Source organism: Pseudomonas sp. HC1(2025), assembly GCF_058742075.1.
The window spans coordinates 438,297-456,003 of sequence record NZ_CP196017.1; the positions used below are offsets into that span (position 1 = coordinate 438,297).

The following is a 17,707-nucleotide window of genomic DNA, read 5'->3' on the forward strand; positions in this document are numbered from 1 at the left end:
ACAGTTGTAGGCCTTGTATCCCGTGGCTCTTGGCCGAAAGTCGTAGGGCAGGGCCCTTGACACCGGTGACTGCCCAGTCTTGTAGGGACTTTGCGACACGAGTATCCTCGGCGGTCCGTCGTCCAACAGTAAAAAGCGGAATGCCGATATGTCTGATTTGAAAACTGCCGCTCTCGAATATCATGCCCATCCTCGTCCAGGAAAGCTGAGTGTCGAGCTCACCAAAGCCACTGCTACCGCACGCGACCTGTCGCTGGCGTACAGCCCCGGTGTAGCCGAGCCCGTGCGTGAAATCGCCCGAGATCCTGAACTGGCCTACAAATACACCGGCAAGGGCAATCTGGTTGCAGTGATTTCTGATGGCACCGCGATTCTCGGCCTGGGTAACCTCGGCCCATTGGCTTCCAAGCCAGTGATGGAAGGCAAGGGCGTGCTGTTCAAGCGCTTTGCCGGCATCGACGTATTCGACATCGAAGTCGACTCCGAAAGCCCGCAAGCCTTCATCGACACCGTCAAGCGCATCTCCATCACCTTCGGTGGCATCAACCTGGAAGACATCAAGGCACCTGAGTGCTTCGAGATCGAAAAGGCCCTGATCGAACAGTGCGACATCCCGGTATTCCACGATGACCAGCACGGCACCGCGATCGTTACTGCGGCCGGCATGATCAACGCCCTGGAAATCGCTGGCAAAACCCTGTCCGACGCGAAAATCGTCTGCCTGGGCGCCGGTGCCGCGGCCATCTCGTGCATGAAGCTGATCGTGAGCATGGGTGCCCGCCTTGAAAACATCTACATGGTCGACAGCAAGGGCGTGATCCAGTCCGAGCGTACCGACCTGAACCAGTACAAGGCGATGTTTGCCCACCCGTCCTCCAAGCGCACCCTGGCTGACGCACTGGATGGTGCTGACGTGTTCGTCGGCCTGTCCGGCCCGAACCTGCTGAGCGCCGAAGGCCTGAAGTCCATGGCGGCCAACCCGATCGTGTTCGCCTGCTCGAACCCTGATCCGGAAATTGCCCCGGAACTGGCGCACGCCACCCGTAACGACGTGATCATGGCCACTGGCCGTTCGGACTACCCGAACCAGGTCAACAACGTACTGGGCTTCCCGTTCATCTTCCGTGGCGCCCTGGACGTTCGCGCCAAGCGCATCAACGAAGAGATGAAAGTAGCTGCCGCCAACGCCCTGCGTGAACTGGCCAAACTGCCGGTACCTCAGGACGTATGCGACGCCTACGGTGGCGCCAAGCTGGAATTTGGCCGTGAGTACATCATTCCCAAGCCAATGGACAAACGCCTGATCACCGTGATCTCCGATGCCGTGGCCAAGGCCGCCATCGAGACAGGTGTGGCAACCCTGCCGTATCCGAAGAACTACCCGCTGCAAAGCGTGGATGATGTGTTCAACGGCTAAGCCGTTGTAGCGCACCAACAAAAAGCCCCGGCTCTTGCGAGTCGGGGCTTTTTTGTGGCTGTGCAAAACGGTGGGAGGGTACACCGTCAAATGTGGGAGCGGGCCCGCTGCCACAATTGGATCTGTGTTTGTCAGAACAGATCGATTGGCGCCGACTCATCCGCTGGCAGCGGGCTGCCCGGTGCCACGCCATTGCCCAGTTCATTCATCGACGGCGGCGTGTCTTCGCTCTTGAACAGTTCAAAGTACGCATTCGGCGTGCCCGGTGCTGCAGCGCGGCCGCTGATCGGGTCGATGCGCAGGCTGAGGATGCCTTCCGGCTCGGCCTGGGTGTGAGCCGGCTTGTCCTTGAGGGCGGCGCCCATGTAGCTCATCCAGATCGGCAAGGCGACGGTGCCGCCGTATTCGCGGCGACCGAGGCTTTCTGGCTGGTCGTAACCCGTCCAGACGGTGGTGATGTAATCGGCGTTGTAGCCGGAGAACCACGCATCCTTGGATTCGTTGGTGGTACCGGTCTTGCCTGCCAGGTCCGTGCGGCCGAGGGCCAGGGCGCGACGGCCGGTGCCGCGCTTGATCACGTCCTGCAGCATGCTGGTAAGAATGTAGGTGGTCCGCCCATCAACCACGCGCTCTGCCACCGCCGGTGCCTGCGGGGCAGAAGCGGCATCGGTAGGTGCCGTGCCAGGCGCAGGCTCGACGGTGATGCCACCATTGGCGGGCGCGGCCAGGCCATCGCTGGCGGCAACGCCGTTGGGCACGCTCGGCGGGTTGGCGACAAACAGCGTGTCGCCGTTGCGGCTTTCGATCTTGTCGATCAGGTACGGCGTGACCTTGTAGCCGCCGTTGGCGAATACGCTCCAGCCGGTGGCGATCTCCATTGGCGTGAGGGTCGCAGTGCCCAGGGCCAGGGACAGGTTGGGCGGCAGGTCCTGCTTGTTGAAGCCGAAGCGGGTCATGTAGTCGATGGTCTTGCCCACGCCCATCGCTTGCAGCAGGCGGATCGATACCAGGTTGCGCGACTTGTACAGCGCCTCGCGCACGCGGATCGGGCCGAGGAAAGTGTTGGTGTCGTTCTTCGGGCGCCAGACCTTGTCCAGGTACTCGTCGACAAACACGATAGGCGCGTCGTTGACCAGGCTGGCGGCGGTGTAGCCGTTATCCAGCGCGGCACTGTAGACAAATGGCTTGAAACTGGAGCCCGGCTGGCGCTTGGCCTGGGTGGCGCGGTTGTAGTTGCTCTGCTCGAAGGCGAAGCCCCCGACCAGGGCGCGGATTGCACCGTTCTGCGGGTCCAGGGAGACCAGTGCGCCCTGGGCGACCGGGACTTGGCTGAATTTCAGGCTGTCGTCCTTCTGGCGCTGCACGCGGATCAGGTCACCGACCTGGGCCACATCAGATGGCTGCTTGGGCATCGGCCCCATGCTGTTGGTGTTCAGGAAGGGGCGCGCCCACTTCATGCTGTCCCACGCCACATGTTCTTCGCCGCTGCGGGTCAGGACCTGCACGCCATCCTTTTTTACCTGGGTGACGATGGCTGGATCCAGGCCGCTGATGGAGCGCTGCTTGCCCAGTTCGACGGTCCAGGCGCTCAGGGTCTTGCCCGGCAGGCGCGATTCCGGTCCACGGTAGCCGTGGCGCTGGTCATAGGTGATCAGGCCTTCATGCACCGCGTGGTTGGCGATTTCCTGCAAGTTGCTCGGAATGGTCGTGGTAACGCGGAAACCTTCGGTGTAGGCATCGCTGCCATAGCGGCCAACCATTTCGGCGCGGGCCATCTCGGCGATGTACGGTGCGCTGACTTCTGGCGTCGGCACGTGGTAGCTGGCGTTCAGCGGCTCGGCCACCGCCGTCTCATAGGCGTTCTGGTCGATCTTGCCCAGCTTGTACATGCGCCCCAGGATCCAGTCGCGACGCTCCTTGCTGCGGGCCGGGTTGGCCAGCGGGTTGAAGCGCGACGGGGCCTTGGGTAGGCCGGCAATCATGGCCATTTGTGCCAGGCTGGCGTCGCGAATCGACTTGCCGTAGTACACCTGGGACGCCGCTTCGATCCCATAGGCGCGGTTGCCCAGGTAGATCTTGTTGACGTACAGCTCAAGGATTTCGTCCTTGGTCAGTTGGCGTTCGATCTGCAGCGCCAGGAGGATTTCCGTGGCCTTGCGCGAGAAGCTGCGCTCGCTGGTGAGGAAGAAGTTCTTCGCCACCTGCATGGTGATGGTGCTGCCGCCCGATTGAATGTGTCCGCTTTTTACCAGCTGCGTGGCTGCGCGCACCAGGCTGCTGGGGTCCACGCCATAGTGGTTGGCAAAATTATCGTCTTCAGCCGACAGCAGGGCATTGATGAAATTGGGTGGAATGTCGGCGAAACGGATCGGGGTGCGGCGCATTTCGCCGAACTCCGCGATCAGTTTTTCATCGCTGCTGTAGACCCGCAAAGGAATCTGCAACTGGATACTTCTCAGGGCCTCTACCGAGGGCAATCCCGGACTAAGGTAGAGATAGGCGCCGCTGAACACGAGCAGCAGCCCGCAAACGATAGCGACGAAGGAGTACCCGAAAAACTTCAGCAGACGAATCAAGGCTTTTGGATTTCCAGAGAAAAGAATGAGTTAGGTGTCGGGATAGGCATGACTAAAGATGTATCGACCCGACCTGCAGATAAAAAGCGGGAAAAAACGCTGGGCATTAAAGCATTTTTCGCCTCGGAGCGTCATGGGCGCCGCTCAACCGAGCCGACCGAATGCATCAAACCCGGAACTGACCAGCCCTGAGACAGGCAAAGCTTTAGGGAGTTTTATGAAAAAGGGATTTTTCAAGCGAAAAGCCGATACCGTACTGGGCGTGGACATCCAGGACAGCAACGTGAAGATATTGGAGCTGGCCCGCGCCGGCGATGGCTATGCGGTGCGCGCGTATGCGAGCCAGCCTCTGCCTGGCCATGCGGTGCTCGACAGTAATATCGTTGATCTGGAGGTTGTCGCGCAGACCCTTTCCAAGGCATTGTTCCGGGCCCGGACCCAGGTCACCCATGCGGCAGTTGCCGTGGCGGGGCCATCGGTGATCAGCCGGGTGGTGGCGCTGGAGGCGGGGCTTGAGGCCGACGAGATGGAGCAGCGCCTGCGCTGTGAAGCCGACCAGTACATTCCTTATCCGTTAGATGAGGTTGCAATTGATTTTCAGGTCCAGGGCCCATCGGGTCGTGAACCCGGTTATGTTGATGTACTGCTTGTGGCGTGCCTCAAGGAGCAGGTGGAGGCGCGCGAAGCAGTGTTGGCCCTGGCCGGCCTGGTTGCGCGAGTGGTGGATGTAGAGGCGTTTGCCCTGGCGCGGATGACCGACCAGGTGGTTGCCCGGATAGCGCCGGGGAGTGGGATCAATAGTGCACAATGGGCTGCCGATGCCCAGGGATTGCGGGTCGCCTGCGGTTTGGCCCTCAGGAGTTTCGATTGATGACAAGAATCAACCTTTTACCCTGGCGTGAAGAACGCGCTGAGCGCCGTCGCAAGTTTTTCCTGATTTTCCTGTTGGTGATCACCACTATTGCATTGGCCGCCGTATGGCTGGCCGACCGGGTCATTGACCGGGCGATTGATCGACAAGTGGCCCGCAACAACCACTTGAGCAAGCAAGTCACGGTGTTGGACTCGCGCATCAAGACCATCGACGAGCTGCGCGAACAGCGCCAGCAACTGATGGAGCGGATGAAGGTGGTCGAAGATCTCCAGGGTCATCGTGCATCGGGCCAGGAATTGTTCGAGCAGTTGGCCCGCGCGATGCCCGATGGTATCCAACTGAGCGAGGTCAGCGTCAGCGGCACATCGGTGCAAGTCACCGGCACGGCGGTGTCCAACGATGATGTCGCGCGGTTGATGCGTAGCCTTGAGGCTTCCAACAGCCTGCGGGCGCCCAATCTGCGTCATGTGAGGGCCGAGGAGGGCGCAGCCGGCAGTGCCTTCCAGTTGATGGTGGACCATGGGGAGCACCAGGAGACGCAGCGGTGAGCCTTGTGTCCAGCCCGTCAGGGCTGGCACTCCTGCAACTGTCCACGCTGTACCGCAACATCGCCCACTGGCCCTTGGCTGGCAGGATTCTGCTGGGCGCGGTACTTGCCTTGCTAGTGCTGGCGGCGGGGGATGCTATCTACCTGGGCGGTGCCCGTGAGGTCTTGCAGCGCCAGGAGGCGGGAGAAATAACGCTGCGCCAGCAGTTTGCTGCCAAAGCCCGGCAAGCCGCCGAGCATGAGGGCGTGGTACGTGAGCTTGAAACCCTGCGCACTGCCTTTGCCGAGCAGTTGCGCCAAATGCCGACACTTACGCAAATGCCCGGCCTACTGGAAGACTTCGCCCGGCTGGGTCAGGTCAGCGGGGTGCTGGTCGAACAGCTCAGTGTGCTGGACGAACAGGTGCAACCGGTGTTCGTCGAGCGGCCGATGCAGCTCAAGCTGGTGGGCACCTATCACGACCTGCTGGCCTTCATCAGTGGCGTGGCCGGGTTGCCGCAGATCGTGACCCTGCATGACTTTGTCATTCGCCCTGTGGATTCCCAGGCTGGCGCATTGCTGAGCCTGACGATGCTCGCCAAGACCTACCGGTACGGCAACCAGGGAGCATTACCATGAGCCGCTTCAAGGTTGCGGGCCTGGGCCTTAGCCTGGTCTTGCTTGCTGGATGCGACAGTGATCCGCAATTGCAGGCGCTGAACGCCGAGTTGCAAGCTATTCGCCAGCAGGCAGTGCCGCTGGCTGACGAAACGCCTGCAACACTGGCGGGACTACGCTTTGTCTCCAGCCCGACTCCCTTGCGTGACCCTTTCCAGCCACCGGACCAACCCGCCAGTCGTCCCACCGGCAAGCCTGGGCCTGCCCCGGACCTAGACCGCCCCCGGCAGTTTCTCGAAGGGTTTGCCGTGGACCACTTCCAGATGGTCGGCACCTTGTCCCTGGGCGCGCAGACTTTTGCCCTGCTGCGCGGCGCAGCAGGGGTTCATCGCCTGGCGGTGGGGGATTACCTGGGTGCCGATCATGGGCGCGTCGTGAAGATCCATGAAGGTCAGTTGGAGCTGGTCGAACTTTTCCCCGATGGCGAGGGCGCTTGGCTTGAGCGCCCGCGCACCTTGGTGTTGAACGTGAACTCATAACGGAAGCAAAAAATGAAAAGGATTATTTCGTCCTTCGGTGTGGCGCTATGGATAGCATTCACGGCACCGATGACTGAGGCTGTGCCCAATCGGATCGACCTGATTCACCTGCCACCACCCGGTGCTTCGCCCCAGGGTAGCGGGCGTCGCCCGTTTAGCGGCGACAAGCTCTCCCTCAACTTCCAGGATATCGAGGTCCGCGCAGTACTGCAGCAGATTGCCGACGTGGCCGGGCTTAACCTGGTGGCCGGTGATGATGTGCACGGCTCGATTACCCTGCGCCTCAAGGACGTGCCGTGGGATCAGGCCCTGGACCTGGTGCTGCAAGCCAAGGGCCTCGACAAGCGTGTGACGGCCAATGTGCTGCTGGTGGCGCCGGCCGAAGAGCTGGCTGCCCGCGAGCTACTGGCCCTGGAATCGCGCAAATTGATGACCGAGCTGGCGCCCCTGCGCCGGGAGCTGCTGCAAGTCAATTACGCCAAGGCGTCTGAGCTGGCCAAGCTGTTCCAGTCGGTAAGCGGGCCTGAGGGGGTGGCCGATGAGCGTGGCTCGGTGACGGTAGACGATCGCACCAACAACATCATTGCCTACCAGACGGGAGAGCGTCTGGAGGAGCTGCGGCGCATCGTCAATCAATTGGATATCCCGGTGCGCCAGGTGATGATCGAGGCGCGGATAGTCGAAGCCAATGTCGATTATGACAAAAGTGTGGGGGTGCGCTGGGGCGGGTTGCTGCGTAACAAAGGTAATTGGAGTGGTGGCGGGGTGGATAAAAGCCCGACAGGGGATGGCGAGTCTCCCGATAGCTCGCCCTTCGTGGACTTGGGCGTCGTCAATGCAAGCTCCGGCCTTGGCATCGCGTTTATCACCGATAACGTGCTGCTGGACCTGGAGCTCACCGCCATGGAGAAGGGCGGCAATGGCGAGGTGATTTCCCAGCCCAAGGTGGTCACGTCCAACAAGGAAACCGCACGGATTCTCAAGGGTACCGAGATTCCTTACCAGGAAGCTACGTCCGAGGGGGCGACCTCGGTCTCGTTCAAGGAAGCCTCGCTTTCTTTGGAGGTGACGCCGCAAATCACTCCGGACGACCAGGTAATCATGGAGGTTCGGGTGACCAAGGATGAACCGGACTACCTGAACAAACTCAACGATGTGCCGCCGATCAAGAAGAACGAGGTCAACGCCAAGGTGCTGGTCAGGGACGGCGAGACCATCGTCCTTGGCGGGGTTTTCTCCAAAAACCAGAGCAAGGTGGTAGATAAAGTGCCATTTTTGGGCGATGTGCCGTATCTTGGCCGCCTTTTCCGGCGTGATGTCGTTGCCCAAAGAAAATCCGAGCTGCTGGTATTCCTGACTCCGCGTATTATGAATAACCAGGCGATTGCTGTGAGTCGTTGATTCTGTGCGAAATTTGATTCTTGTAGGGCCGATGGGGGCTGGAAAAAGCACCATCGGCCGTTTGCTGGCCAAAGAGCTGCGCCTGCCATTCAAAGACTCCGATAAGGAAATTGAATTGCGCACGGGCGCCAATATCCCGTGGATCTTCGATAAGGAAGGCGAACTGGGCTTTCGTGACCGCGAACAGGCGATGATTGCCGAGTTGTGCGGCTGCGATGGCGTGGTATTGGCCACCGGCGGCGGTGCGGTGATGCGCGAGGAAAACCGACGGGCGCTGCGGGATGGCGGTCGGGTGGTCTATTTGCATGCGTCGGTCGAGCAGCAGGTAGGGCGCACCGCACGTGATCGCAACCGGCCATTGTTGCGTACCGCCAACCCCGAGAAAACCCTGCGGGACTTGCTGACCCTACGCGATCCGCTTTATCGGGAAATCGCCGATCTGGTGGTGGAAACCGATGAACGGCCACCGCGCATGGTCGTAATCGACATTCTCGAACGCTTGCAGCAGTTGCCACCCCGTTAAAGCCAGGGCCGAAATGCGCTATCCTCGGCAGCGCGTTGCAACCGTCCGAGGTGTGGCGTAGAGCCATCAGGCAGCGTCCGATCTCGACGGTGCCGACAACGTTAATACAGGGCAGGACGCCTGCTTCCATCTTCAGCGCGGGGACACATGCAGACACTTAAGGTCGATCTTGGCGAGCGTAGCTACCCGATCCATATTGGCGAAGGCTTGTTGGACCAGCCCGAGTTGCTCGCGCCGCATATTGCCGGGCGACAAGTGGCAATCATCTCCAACGAGACCGTCGCGCCGCTCTACCTTGAGCGTCTGAGTCGCAGCCTTGCGGCGTATTCGGTGATCTCGGTGATTCTGCCCGACGGCGAAGCCTTCAAGAACTGGGAAACCCTGCAATTGATCTTTGACGGGCTGCTCACCGCGCGCCATGACCGGCGTACCACGGTGGTGGCCCTTGGCGGCGGCGTGATCGGCGACATGGCCGGTTTTGCCGCGGCCTGTTACCAGCGTGGCGTGGACTTTATCCAGGTGCCGACCACCCTGCTGTCCCAGGTCGATTCGTCGGTGGGCGGCAAGACCGGGATCAACCATCCCCTGGGCAAGAACATGGTCGGCGCGTTCTACCAGCCCAATGCCGTGCTGATCGACACCGCCACCCTCAATACCCTGCCGCACCGCGAGCTGTCGGCGGGGCTGGCGGAAGTCATCAAGTACGGGTTGATCTGCGATGAGCCTTTCCTGACCTGGCTTGAAGAGCACGTCGATGCCTTGCGCAACCTGGACCAGGTGGCGCTGACCGAGGCTATCTCCCGCTCCTGTGCGGCCAAGGCGCTGGTGGTCAATGCCGACGAGCGTGAGTCTGGCGTGCGCGCCACCCTGAACCTGGGCCACACCTTCGGCCATGCGATTGAAACCCACATGGGCTATGGTGTCTGGCTGCATGGTGAGGCCGTGGCGGCTGGCACAGTGATGGCGTTGGAGATGTCGCAACGCCTGGGCTGGATCAGTGTCCAAGAGCGTGATCGTGGTATCCGCCTGTTCCAGCGCGCCGGGTTGCCGGTCATTCCTCCCGAGGAGATGACTGAAGCCGATTTCCTTGAACATATGGCGATAGACAAGAAAGTGATCGATGGTCGTTTGCGTCTGGTGCTGTTGCGCCGAATGGGCGAAGCGGTAGTGACCGACGATTATCCGAAAGAGATTCTACAGGCCACGCTGGGAGCGGATTACCGCGCCCTGGCCCAGCTGAAAGGTTAACCAGATCCCGATGACTAGTTTGCATGCCGACGAGGCTTTCCTCGGCCATTACCAGTTGAGCCATGACCCTTTTGCGCCACGGGTCCCCGGTTTCAAGTTTTTCCCTGCACAGCGCAAGCCGGTGCTGGGGCAGTTGCACCACCTGGCTCGCTACAGCCAGTTGCTGTTGGTGGTCACTGGCCCCTTGGGCAGCGGCAAGACCCTGCTGCGCCAGGCCCTGGTGGCCAGCACCAACAAGCAATCGGTGCAGAGCGTGGTGGTTTCCGCCCGTGGTGCCGGCGATGCGGCAGGCGTGTTGCGCCAGGTCGCCCAGGCGCTGGACGTGGCCAATGCCGAGCCGACTGCAATTCTCAAGCAAGTGGTGCAACTGGGCCTGACCGGCCAGGAAGTCTACCTGCTGGTGGACGATGCCGAGCAGCTCGACGAGTCCGCCCTGGAAGCGTTGCTCGCCCTGGCGGCGGGTACGCCGGAAGGGCGCCCGCATGTATTCCTGTTCGGTGAGGCTTCGCTGATTGCCGACCTGGAGCAGCTCAGTGGCGAGCAAGAGCTGTTTCACGTCATCGAATTGCAGCCCTACGAAGAAGAAGAAACCCGCGAGTACCTGGCCCAGCGCCTTGAAGGTGCCGGCCAGGGCATCGAACTTTTCTCTGCCCAGCAGATCTCTGATATTCACGAAAGCTCCGACGGCTGGCCTGGCACCATCAACCAGGTGGCCCGGGATGCGATGATCGAAGCAATGATTGCCAGCCGCTCTGCGGTTAAGCGTCCAAAGATGGGGTTCACCATGCCGAAGAAACACGTACTGGCGATTTCTGCTGTTGTCGTGGTTGCCGTTGCCGCCGCCTGGCTGATTCCCGGCCGTAGCAAGGCCCCGACTGCTCCAGGTGCACCGACCGAGCAGGCGCAGCTGCCACTGGGCAAGCCCACTACCAATGGCGCACCAGCCGTTGAGTTTGCCGGCTCTGGCCAGCCTACCAACCTGCCGATGGTCGGCCAGCCGGTCATGCGTGGCCCGTTGGCAGAAGAGGCCGGTGCCATTTCCGAAGGCGACGACGGCGTGCCGGTAGAAGGCTCCAGTGCCACGCCACCGACCGTCACCACCGTGGCTCCGCCGCCTGGCGCGACAGCCAGCCCGGCACCGGTGCCTGCGGCCAAGCCGACGCCTGCGCCGACCCAGGTTGCCACCGCCAAGCCAACCCCGGCACCCGTGGTCAAGCCGACGCCAGCCCCGGCGGCCAAGCCTGCACCCGTCGCCAAGCCTGCTGAAAAACCGGTGACCGTGGCCAAGGCCGCTGCCGGCAGCGGCTGGTACGGCAGCCAACCGGCGAAGAACTACGTGGTGCAGATCCTCGGCACCAGCTCCGAAGCCAACGCCCAGGCGTTCGTCAAAGAGCAGGGCGGCGAGTACCGTTATTTCAAGAAAGTGCTCAACGGCAAGCCTCTCTACGTGATCACCTACGGCAGTTTCCCGAGCCGCGCGGCAGCCGATTCCGCGATCAAGGCCTTGCCAGCGAAGGTTCAGGCTGGTAAACCTTGGCCTCGCACTGTTGCCAGCGTTCAACAAGAACTCGCAACAACTCGCTGAAGTCCGGCGACCTTACCCAGGTCGCCCTCCCAGCACCTCAAAAAAAACAACAAAGCGTGCAGCCCTGAAGGCCGCGCGCTTTGTGGTGTCTGCCTCACAGTAGCTTTTGAGTAGTAGCAGTCAGAATTAAAAAAGTTTTGACTAGCACAGCATATCGCTTTAAACCTTTCATAAATGCGACATAGATTTGCGACAGTTCGTCGCCAAATTTGTGGGCGTCTGTGTCGGTGTGTACAATGACCTCCCTTTTGCCCCCGCTAAGCCGGCGTACGTTCGGCGTGGAAGGTAACCGGTTGAATTGAAAAGAAATTTGCCTCGAAATAAGAGGTAGCCTGGTGAGAAAGTGTCTATGAAAGCAGGTCTGTACCAACCCGATGAATTCAAGGATAACTGTGGTTTCGGCCTGATAGCCCATATGCAGGGCGAACCCAGTCATACCCTTCTGCAAACGGCCATCGAGGCCCTGACCTGCATGACCCACCGCGGTGGGATCAACGCCGACGGCAAGACCGGTGACGGTTGTGGCTTGCTGATTCAAAAGCCCGACCTGTTCCTGCGCGCTGTCGCCAAGGAAACCTTCGGCGCCGATTTGCCCAAGCAATACGCGGTGGGCATGGTGTTCTTCAATCAGGACCCGGTCAAAGCCCAGGCCGCTCGCGAGAACATGAACCGCGAGATCCTCGCCGCCGGCCTGCAACTCGTCGGCTGGCGCAAAGTGCCGATCGACACCAGCGTGCTCGGCCGCCTGGCCCATGAGCGCCTGCCGCAGATCGAACAAGTGTTTATCGCAGGCGACGGCCTGAGCGACCAGGACATGGCGATCAAGCTGTTCACCTCGCGTCGCCGCTCGTCCGTGGCCAACGCCCTGGACACCGACCACTACATCTGCAGCTTTTCCCACAAGACCATCATTTATAAAGGCCTGATGATGCCGGCGGATTTGACCGCCTTCTATCCAGACCTGAGCGATGAGCGCCTGCAAACCGCGATCTGCGTGTTCCACCAGCGCTTCTCCACCAACACCCTGCCGAAATGGCCGCTGGCCCAGCCATTCCGCTTCCTCGCCCACAACGGCGAGATCAACACCATCACCGGCAACCGCAACTGGGCCGTGGCCCGTCGCACCAAGTTCGCCAACGACCTGATGGACCTCGAAGAGCTCGGCCCGCTGGTCAACCGCGTGGGTTCCGACTCCTCGAGCATGGACAACATGCTGGAACTGATGGTCACCGGCGGCATCGACCTGTTCCGTGGCGTGCGCATGATCATTCCGCCAGCGTGGCAGAACGTCGAGACCATGGACCCCGATCTGCGGGCGTTCTATGAGTACAACTCGATGCACATGGAACCGTGGGACGGCCCGGCCGGCGTGGTCATGACCGATGGTCGCTACGCGGTGTGCCTGCTCGACCGTAACGGCCTGCGCCCGGCGCGTTGGGTGACCACCACCAACGGCTTCATCACCCTGGCGTCGGAAGTCGGCGTGTGGAACTACCAGCCGCAGGACGTGATTGCCAAAGGCCGCGTCGGCCCTGGCCAGATCCTTGCCGTGGACACCGAAACCGGGCAGATCCTCGACACCGATGCCATCGATAACCGCTTGAAGTCGCGTCACCCGTACAAGCAATGGCTGCGCAAGAACGCCCTGCGCATCCAGGCGACCATGGAAGACAACGACCACGGTTCGGCTTTCTATGACGTCGACCAGCTCAAGCAGTACATGAAGATGTACCAGGTCACGTTCGAGGAGCGCGACCAGGTGCTGCGCCCACTCGGCGAGCAAGGCTACGAGGCCGTCGGCTCCATGGGCGATGACACGCCGATGGCCGTGCTGTCCCAGCGCGTGCGCACGCCGTACGACTATTTCCGCCAGCAGTTCGCCCAGGTGACCAACCCACCGATCGACCCGCTGCGTGAAGCCATCGTCATGTCCCTGGAAGTGTGCCTCGGTGCCGAGCGCAACATCTTCCAGGAATCGCCAGAGCACGCTTCGCGCGTGATCCTCAGCTCGCCGGTGATTTCGCCGGCCAAGTGGCGCTCGTTGATGACCCTGGAGCGTCCAGGCTTCGAGCGGCAGATCATCGACCTGAACTACGACGAGAGCCTCGGCCTGGAAGCTGCTGTGCGCAACGTCGCCGATCAGGCTGAGGAAGCCGTGCGCGCCGGTCGTACCCAGATCGTGCTGACCGACCGCCATATCGCCCCTGGCAAGCTGCCGATCCACGCTTCGCTGGCCACCGGCGCGGTCCACCACCGCCTGACCGAAAAAGGCCTGCGCTGCGACTCCAACATCCTCGTCGAAACCGCCACCGCCCGCGACCCGCACCACTTTGCGGTGCTGATCGGCTTTGGCGCTTCGGCGGTGTATCCGTTCCTGGCCTACGAAGTGCTGGGCGACCTGATCCGCACCGGCGAAGTGCTGGGCGACCTGTACGAAGTGTTCAAGAACTACCGCAAAGGCATCACCAAGGGCCTGTTGAAGATCCTGTCGAAGATGGGCATCTCCACCGTCACCTCGTACCGTGGTGCGCAGTTGTTCGAGGCTATCGGCCTGTCGGAAGAAGTCTGCGAGCTGAGCTTCCGTGGTGTGCCAAGCCGCATCAAGGGCGCGCGTTTCGTCGATATCGAAGCCGAACAGAAAGCCCTGGCTTTGGAGGCCTGGAGCGCGCGCAAGCCGATCCAGCAAGGTGGCCTGCTCAAGTTCGTGCACGGTGGCGAATACCACGCCTACAACCCGGATGTGGTCAGCACCCTGCAAGCCGCTGTGCAGCAGGGCGACTACGCCAAGTTCAAGGAATACACCGCGCTGGTGGATAACCGCCCGGTGTCGATGATCCGCGACCTGTTCCAGGTGAAAACCCTGGACACGCCGTTGGCTATCAGCGAAATCGAACCGCTGGAGTCGATCCTCAAGCGCTTCGACTCCGCCGGTATCTCCCTGGGCGCCTTGTCGCCCGAGGCCCACGAAGCCCTGGCCGAAGCCATGAACCGCCTGGGTGCGCGTTCCAACTCCGGCGAAGGCGGCGAAGATCCGGCGCGCTACGGCACCATCAAGAGCTCGAAAATCAAGCAGGTGGCTACTGGCCGTTTCGGGGTGACCCCGGAATACCTGGTCAACGCCGAAGTGCTGCAGATCAAGGTGGCCCAGGGCGCCAAGCCCGGTGAAGGCGGGCAACTGCCGGGCGGCAAGGTCAACGGCCTGATCGCCAAGCTGCGTTATGCCGTGCCGGGCGTGACCCTGATCTCGCCACCGCCGCACCACGACATCTACTCGATTGAAGACTTGTCGCAGCTGATTTTCGACCTCAAGCAAGTCAACCCGCAGGCCCTGGTCTCGGTGAAACTGGTTGCTGAAGCCGGCGTCGGCACCATCGCCGCTGGCGTGGCCAAGGCCTATGCCGACCTGATCACCATCTCCGGCTACGACGGCGGCACCGGCGCTTCGCCGCTGACCTCGATCAAGTACGCCGGCGCACCGTGGGAGCTGGGCCTGGCCGAGACCCACCAGACCCTGCGCGGCAACGACCTGCGCGGCAAGGTCCGGGTGCAGACCGACGGCGGCCTGAAAACCGGCCTCGACGTGATCAAGGCCGCGATACTCGGCGCCGAAAGCTTCGGCTTCGGCACCGCGCCGATGATTGCCCTGGGCTGCAAATACCTGCGCATCTGCCACCTGAACAACTGCGCCACCGGCGTGGCCACGCAGAACGAGAAGCTGCGCAAGGATCACTACATCGGCACCGTCGACATGGTGGTGAATTTCTTCACCTACGTCGCCGAAGAAACCCGTGAGTGGCTGGCCAAGCTGGGCGTGCGCTCCCTGCAAGAGCTGATCGGGCGTACCGATCTGCTGGACATCCTCCAGGGCCAGACCGCCAAGCAGCACCATCTGGACCTGACGCCGCTGTTGGGCAGCGATCACATCCCGGCAGACAAGCCACAATTCTGCCAGGTCGACCGCAACCCACCGTTCGACAAAGGCCTGTTGGCCGAGAAAATGGTCGACATGGCCGGCTCCTCGATCAACGACGCCAGCGGTGGCGAATTCACCCTGGATATCTGCAACTGCGACCGCTCCATCGGCGCGCGGATCTCCGGCGAAATCGCGCGCAAGCACGGCAACCAGGGCATGGCCAAGGCGCCGATCACCTTCCGCTTCAAGGGCACCGCGGGCCAGAGCTTTGGCGTGTGGAACGCCGGCGGCCTGCACATGTACCTTGAAGGCGACGCCAACGACTACGTGGGCAAGGGCATGACCGGCGGCAAGCTGGTGATCGTCCCGCCCGTGGGTAGCATCTACAAGACCCAGGACAGTGCCATCATCGGCAACACCTGCTTGTACGGCGCCACCGGTGGCAAGCTGTTCGCCGCAGGGACCGCCGGTGAGCGTTTCGCCGTGCGTAACTCCGGTGCCCACACCGTGGTCGAAGGCACTGGCGATCACTGCTGCGAGTACATGACCGGTGGTTTTGTCTGCGTGTTGGGCAAGACCGGTTACAACTTTGGTTCGGGCATGACTGGCGGTTTCGCCTACGTGCTGGACCAGGACAACACCTTCGTCGACAAGGTCAACCACGAGTTGGTCGAGATCCAGCGGATCAGCGGCGAAGCCATGGAGTCCTACCGGAACCACTTGCAGCACGTGCTGGACGAGTACGTCGAGGAAACCGGCAGCGAATGGGGCCGTAACCTCGCCGAGAACCTCGATGATTACCTGCGTCGTTTCTGGCTGGTCAAGCCCAAGGCTGCCAACTTGAAATCGTTGCTTTCCAGCATCCGTGCCAACCCGCAGTGATATGCGCCTGAAGAGTTTGATGAGGTTTTAACATGGCTGAACGTCTGAATAACGACTTCCAGTTCATCGATGTCGGGCGCAAAGATCCGAAGAAGAAACTGTTGCGTCAACGCAAGAAAGAGTTCGTGGAAATCTACGAGCCCTTCAAACCCCAGCACTCGGCCGACCAGGCCCACCGCTGCCTGGGGTGCGGTAACCCGTATTGCGAATGGAAGTGCCCGGTGCACAACTTCATTCCCAACTGGCTCAAGCTGGTGGCCGAGGGCAACATCCTCGCCGCCGCCGAACTGTCGCACCAGACCAACACCCTGCCGGAAGTCTGCGGCAGGGTTTGTCCCCAGGACCGTCTGTGCGAGGGTGCGTGCACCCTCAACGACGGTTTCGGCGCGGTGACCATCGGTTCGGTGGAGAAGTACATCACCGACACCGCATTCGCCATGGGCTGGCGCCCGGACATGTCCAAGGTCAAGCCCACCGGCAAGCGCGTCGCGATTATCGGCGCGGGCCCGGCGGGCCTGGGTTGTGCTGACGTGCTGGTACGTGGCGGCGTGACCCCGGTGGTGTTCGACAAGAACCCGGAAATCGGGGGCCTGCTGACCTTCGGCATCCCCGAGTTCAAGCTGGAAAAGACCGTGCTGAGCAATCGCCGCGAAGTCTTCACCGGCATGGGCATCGAGTTTCGCCTGAACACCGAGATCGGCAAAGACGTGACCATGGAGCAACTGCTCGAAGAATACGATGCGGTATTCATGGGCATGGGCACCTACACCTACATGAAGGGCGGCTTTGCCGGTGAGGATCTGCCGGGCGTGTACGACGCGCTCGACTTCCTGATCGCCAACGTCAACCGCAACCTGGGCTTTGAAAAGTCGCCGGAAGATTTCGTCGACATGAAAGGCAAGAAGGTCGTGGTGCTCGGCGGTGGTGACACCGCGATGGACTGCAACCGCACCTCGATTCGCCAGGGTGCCAAGTCGGTGACCTGTGCCTATCGCCGCGACGAAGCCAACATGCCCGGCTCGCGCAAAGAGGTGAAGAACGCCAAGGAAGAAGGCGTGAAGTTCCTCTACAACCGCCAGCCGATCGCTATCGTCGGTGAAGACCGTGTCGAAGGCGTGAAGGTAGTCGAGACCCGTCTCGGCGAACCGGACGCCCGTGGCCGCCGCAGCCCCGAGCCGATCCCGGGTTCCGAAGAGATCATCCCGGCCGACGCCGTGGTCATCGCTTTCGGCTTCCGCCCAAGCCCGGCGCCGTGGTTCGAGCAGTTCCAGATCCAGACTGACAGCCAGGGCCGCGTCGTGGCCCCGGAACAGGGCCAGTACAAGCACCAGACCAGCAACCCGAAAATCTTCGCCGGTGGCGATATGGTGCGCGGCTCTGACCTGGTGGTGACGGCGATCTTCGAAGGCCGCAACGCCGCCGAAGGCATCCTGGACTACTTGCAGGTCTGATCTGGTCCCGAGTTGAAACGGGATCAAAATGTGGGAGCTGGCTTGCCTGCGATGCAGGCAACTCGGTCTGTCAGCCAGACCCAGTTGATGCCATCGCAGGCAAGCCAGCTCCTACACAAACCCCATTGCCTATTGAGGTTTGTGCTGCCAGCCA

General features: G+C 61.5%; 12 protein-coding genes and 1 pseudogene. 12 read left to right on the plus strand and 1 reads right to left on the minus strand.

The window, feature by feature from the left end; genetic code table 11:
* Positions 1 to 148: 148 nt before the first annotated feature.
* Positions 149 to 1,417 (plus strand): malic enzyme-like NAD(P)-binding protein, encoded by a 1,269-nt coding sequence (locus tag ACSSVH_RS01860; protein ID WP_057958076.1) that lies wholly within the window; start codon positions 149 to 151, stop codon positions 1,415 to 1,417.
* Between the two features lie 131 nt (positions 1,418 to 1,548).
* Here the strand turns inward: ACSSVH_RS01860 and ACSSVH_RS01865 are convergent, their stop codons facing one another.
* Positions 1,549 to 3,990: a penicillin-binding protein 1A gene (locus ACSSVH_RS01865; RefSeq protein WP_407073411.1), complete on the minus strand. Its 2,442-nt coding sequence runs from the start codon at positions 3,988 to 3,990 to the stop codon at positions 1,549 to 1,551.
* 51 nt (positions 3,991 to 4,041) lie between these two features.
* On the opposite strand from ACSSVH_RS01865, the gene ACSSVH_RS01870 reads away from it, so the two are divergent.
* The 11 genes and pseudogenes from ACSSVH_RS01870 to ACSSVH_RS01920 all read left to right on the plus strand — a co-directional run bounded on the left by ACSSVH_RS01870 (position 4,042) and on the right by ACSSVH_RS01920 (position 17,553).
* Entirely contained in the window at positions 4,042 to 4,185 is a 144-nt protein-coding gene (locus ACSSVH_RS01870) for a hypothetical protein (RefSeq protein ID WP_169952392.1), read from the plus strand.
* A 25-nt stretch (positions 4,186 to 4,210) separates the two neighbouring features.
* Positions 4,211 to 4,864 (plus strand): type IV pilus biogenesis protein PilM, encoded by a 654-nt coding sequence (gene pilM, locus ACSSVH_RS01875; protein ID WP_169952390.1) that lies wholly within the window; start codon positions 4,211 to 4,213, stop codon positions 4,862 to 4,864.
* Positions 4,864 to 5,415: a PilN domain-containing protein gene (locus ACSSVH_RS01880; RefSeq protein WP_169952387.1), complete on the plus strand. Its 552-nt coding sequence runs from the start codon at positions 4,864 to 4,866 to the stop codon at positions 5,413 to 5,415. The genes pilM and ACSSVH_RS01880 overlap by 1 nt, the downstream gene beginning before the upstream one ends.
* On the plus strand, positions 5,412 to 6,032 hold the full coding sequence (locus ACSSVH_RS01885; protein WP_169952385.1) for a type 4a pilus biogenesis protein PilO: 621 nt from the start codon (positions 5,412 to 5,414) through the stop codon (positions 6,030 to 6,032). The genes ACSSVH_RS01880 and ACSSVH_RS01885 overlap by 4 nt, the downstream gene beginning before the upstream one ends.
* A gap of 116 nt (positions 6,033 to 6,148) precedes the next feature.
* A pseudogene (locus ACSSVH_RS01890) lies at positions 6,149 to 6,550 on the plus strand (pilus assembly protein PilP); the annotation flags it as partial.
* 69 nt (positions 6,551 to 6,619) lie between these two features.
* The gene (locus ACSSVH_RS01895; RefSeq protein ID WP_492634690.1) at positions 6,620 to 7,951 is read left to right on the plus strand and encodes a type IV pilus secretin PilQ; all 1,332 of its coding nucleotides are present in this window, start codon (positions 6,620 to 6,622) and stop codon (positions 7,949 to 7,951) included.
* 4 nt (positions 7,952 to 7,955) lie between these two features.
* On the plus strand, positions 7,956 to 8,474 hold the full coding sequence (aroK, locus tag ACSSVH_RS01900; RefSeq protein WP_169952380.1) for a shikimate kinase AroK: 519 nt from the start codon (positions 7,956 to 7,958) through the stop codon (positions 8,472 to 8,474).
* A gap of 147 nt (positions 8,475 to 8,621) precedes the next feature.
* Positions 8,622 to 9,722, plus strand: coding sequence for a 3-dehydroquinate synthase (aroB, locus tag ACSSVH_RS01905; RefSeq protein ID WP_492634004.1), 1,101 nt, complete (start codon positions 8,622 to 8,624; stop codon positions 9,720 to 9,722).
* Between the two features lie 10 nt (positions 9,723 to 9,732).
* Positions 9,733 to 11,307 carry an SPOR domain-containing protein gene (locus tag ACSSVH_RS01910; RefSeq protein ID WP_169952376.1) on the plus strand — a complete coding sequence of 525 codons (1,575 nt, stop codon included), beginning with the start codon at positions 9,733 to 9,735 and terminating at the stop codon, positions 11,305 to 11,307.
* A 349-nt stretch (positions 11,308 to 11,656) separates the two neighbouring features.
* Positions 11,657 to 16,102: a glutamate synthase large subunit gene (gltB, locus tag ACSSVH_RS01915; protein ID WP_169952374.1), complete on the plus strand. Its 4,446-nt coding sequence runs from the start codon at positions 11,657 to 11,659 to the stop codon at positions 16,100 to 16,102.
* A 32-nt stretch (positions 16,103 to 16,134) separates the two neighbouring features.
* Positions 16,135 to 17,553 carry an FAD-dependent oxidoreductase gene (locus ACSSVH_RS01920; RefSeq protein ID WP_010213750.1) on the plus strand — a complete coding sequence of 473 codons (1,419 nt, stop codon included), beginning with the start codon at positions 16,135 to 16,137 and terminating at the stop codon, positions 17,551 to 17,553.
* Positions 17,554 to 17,707: the final 154 nt, after the last annotated feature.

What these genes read in the sequence shown, in the direction of transcription:
- pilM (WP_169952390.1), top strand. Translation starts at nt 4,211, where the DNA reads ATGAAAAAGGGATTTTTCAAGCGAAAAGCCGATACCGTACTGGGCGTG.
- aroB (WP_492634004.1), top strand. Translation starts at nt 8,622, where the DNA reads ATGCAGACACTTAAGGTCGATCTTGGCGAGCGTAGCTACCCGATCCAT.
- ACSSVH_RS01860 (WP_057958076.1), top strand. Translation starts at nt 149, where the DNA reads ATGTCTGATTTGAAAACTGCCGCTCTCGAATATCATGCCCATCCTCGT.
- ACSSVH_RS01920 (WP_010213750.1), top strand. Translation starts at nt 16,135, where the DNA reads ATGGCTGAACGTCTGAATAACGACTTCCAGTTCATCGATGTCGGGCGC.
- ACSSVH_RS01910 (WP_169952376.1), top strand. Translation starts at nt 9,733, where the DNA reads ATGACTAGTTTGCATGCCGACGAGGCTTTCCTCGGCCATTACCAGTTG.
- ACSSVH_RS01880 (WP_169952387.1), top strand. Translation starts at nt 4,864, where the DNA reads ATGACAAGAATCAACCTTTTACCCTGGCGTGAAGAACGCGCTGAGCGC.
- ACSSVH_RS01895 (WP_492634690.1), top strand. Translation starts at nt 6,620, where the DNA reads ATGACTGAGGCTGTGCCCAATCGGATCGACCTGATTCACCTGCCACCA.
- gltB (WP_169952374.1), top strand. Translation starts at nt 11,657, where the DNA reads ATGAAAGCAGGTCTGTACCAACCCGATGAATTCAAGGATAACTGTGGT.
- ACSSVH_RS01870 (WP_169952392.1), top strand. Translation starts at nt 4,042, where the DNA reads ATGACTAAAGATGTATCGACCCGACCTGCAGATAAAAAGCGGGAAAAA.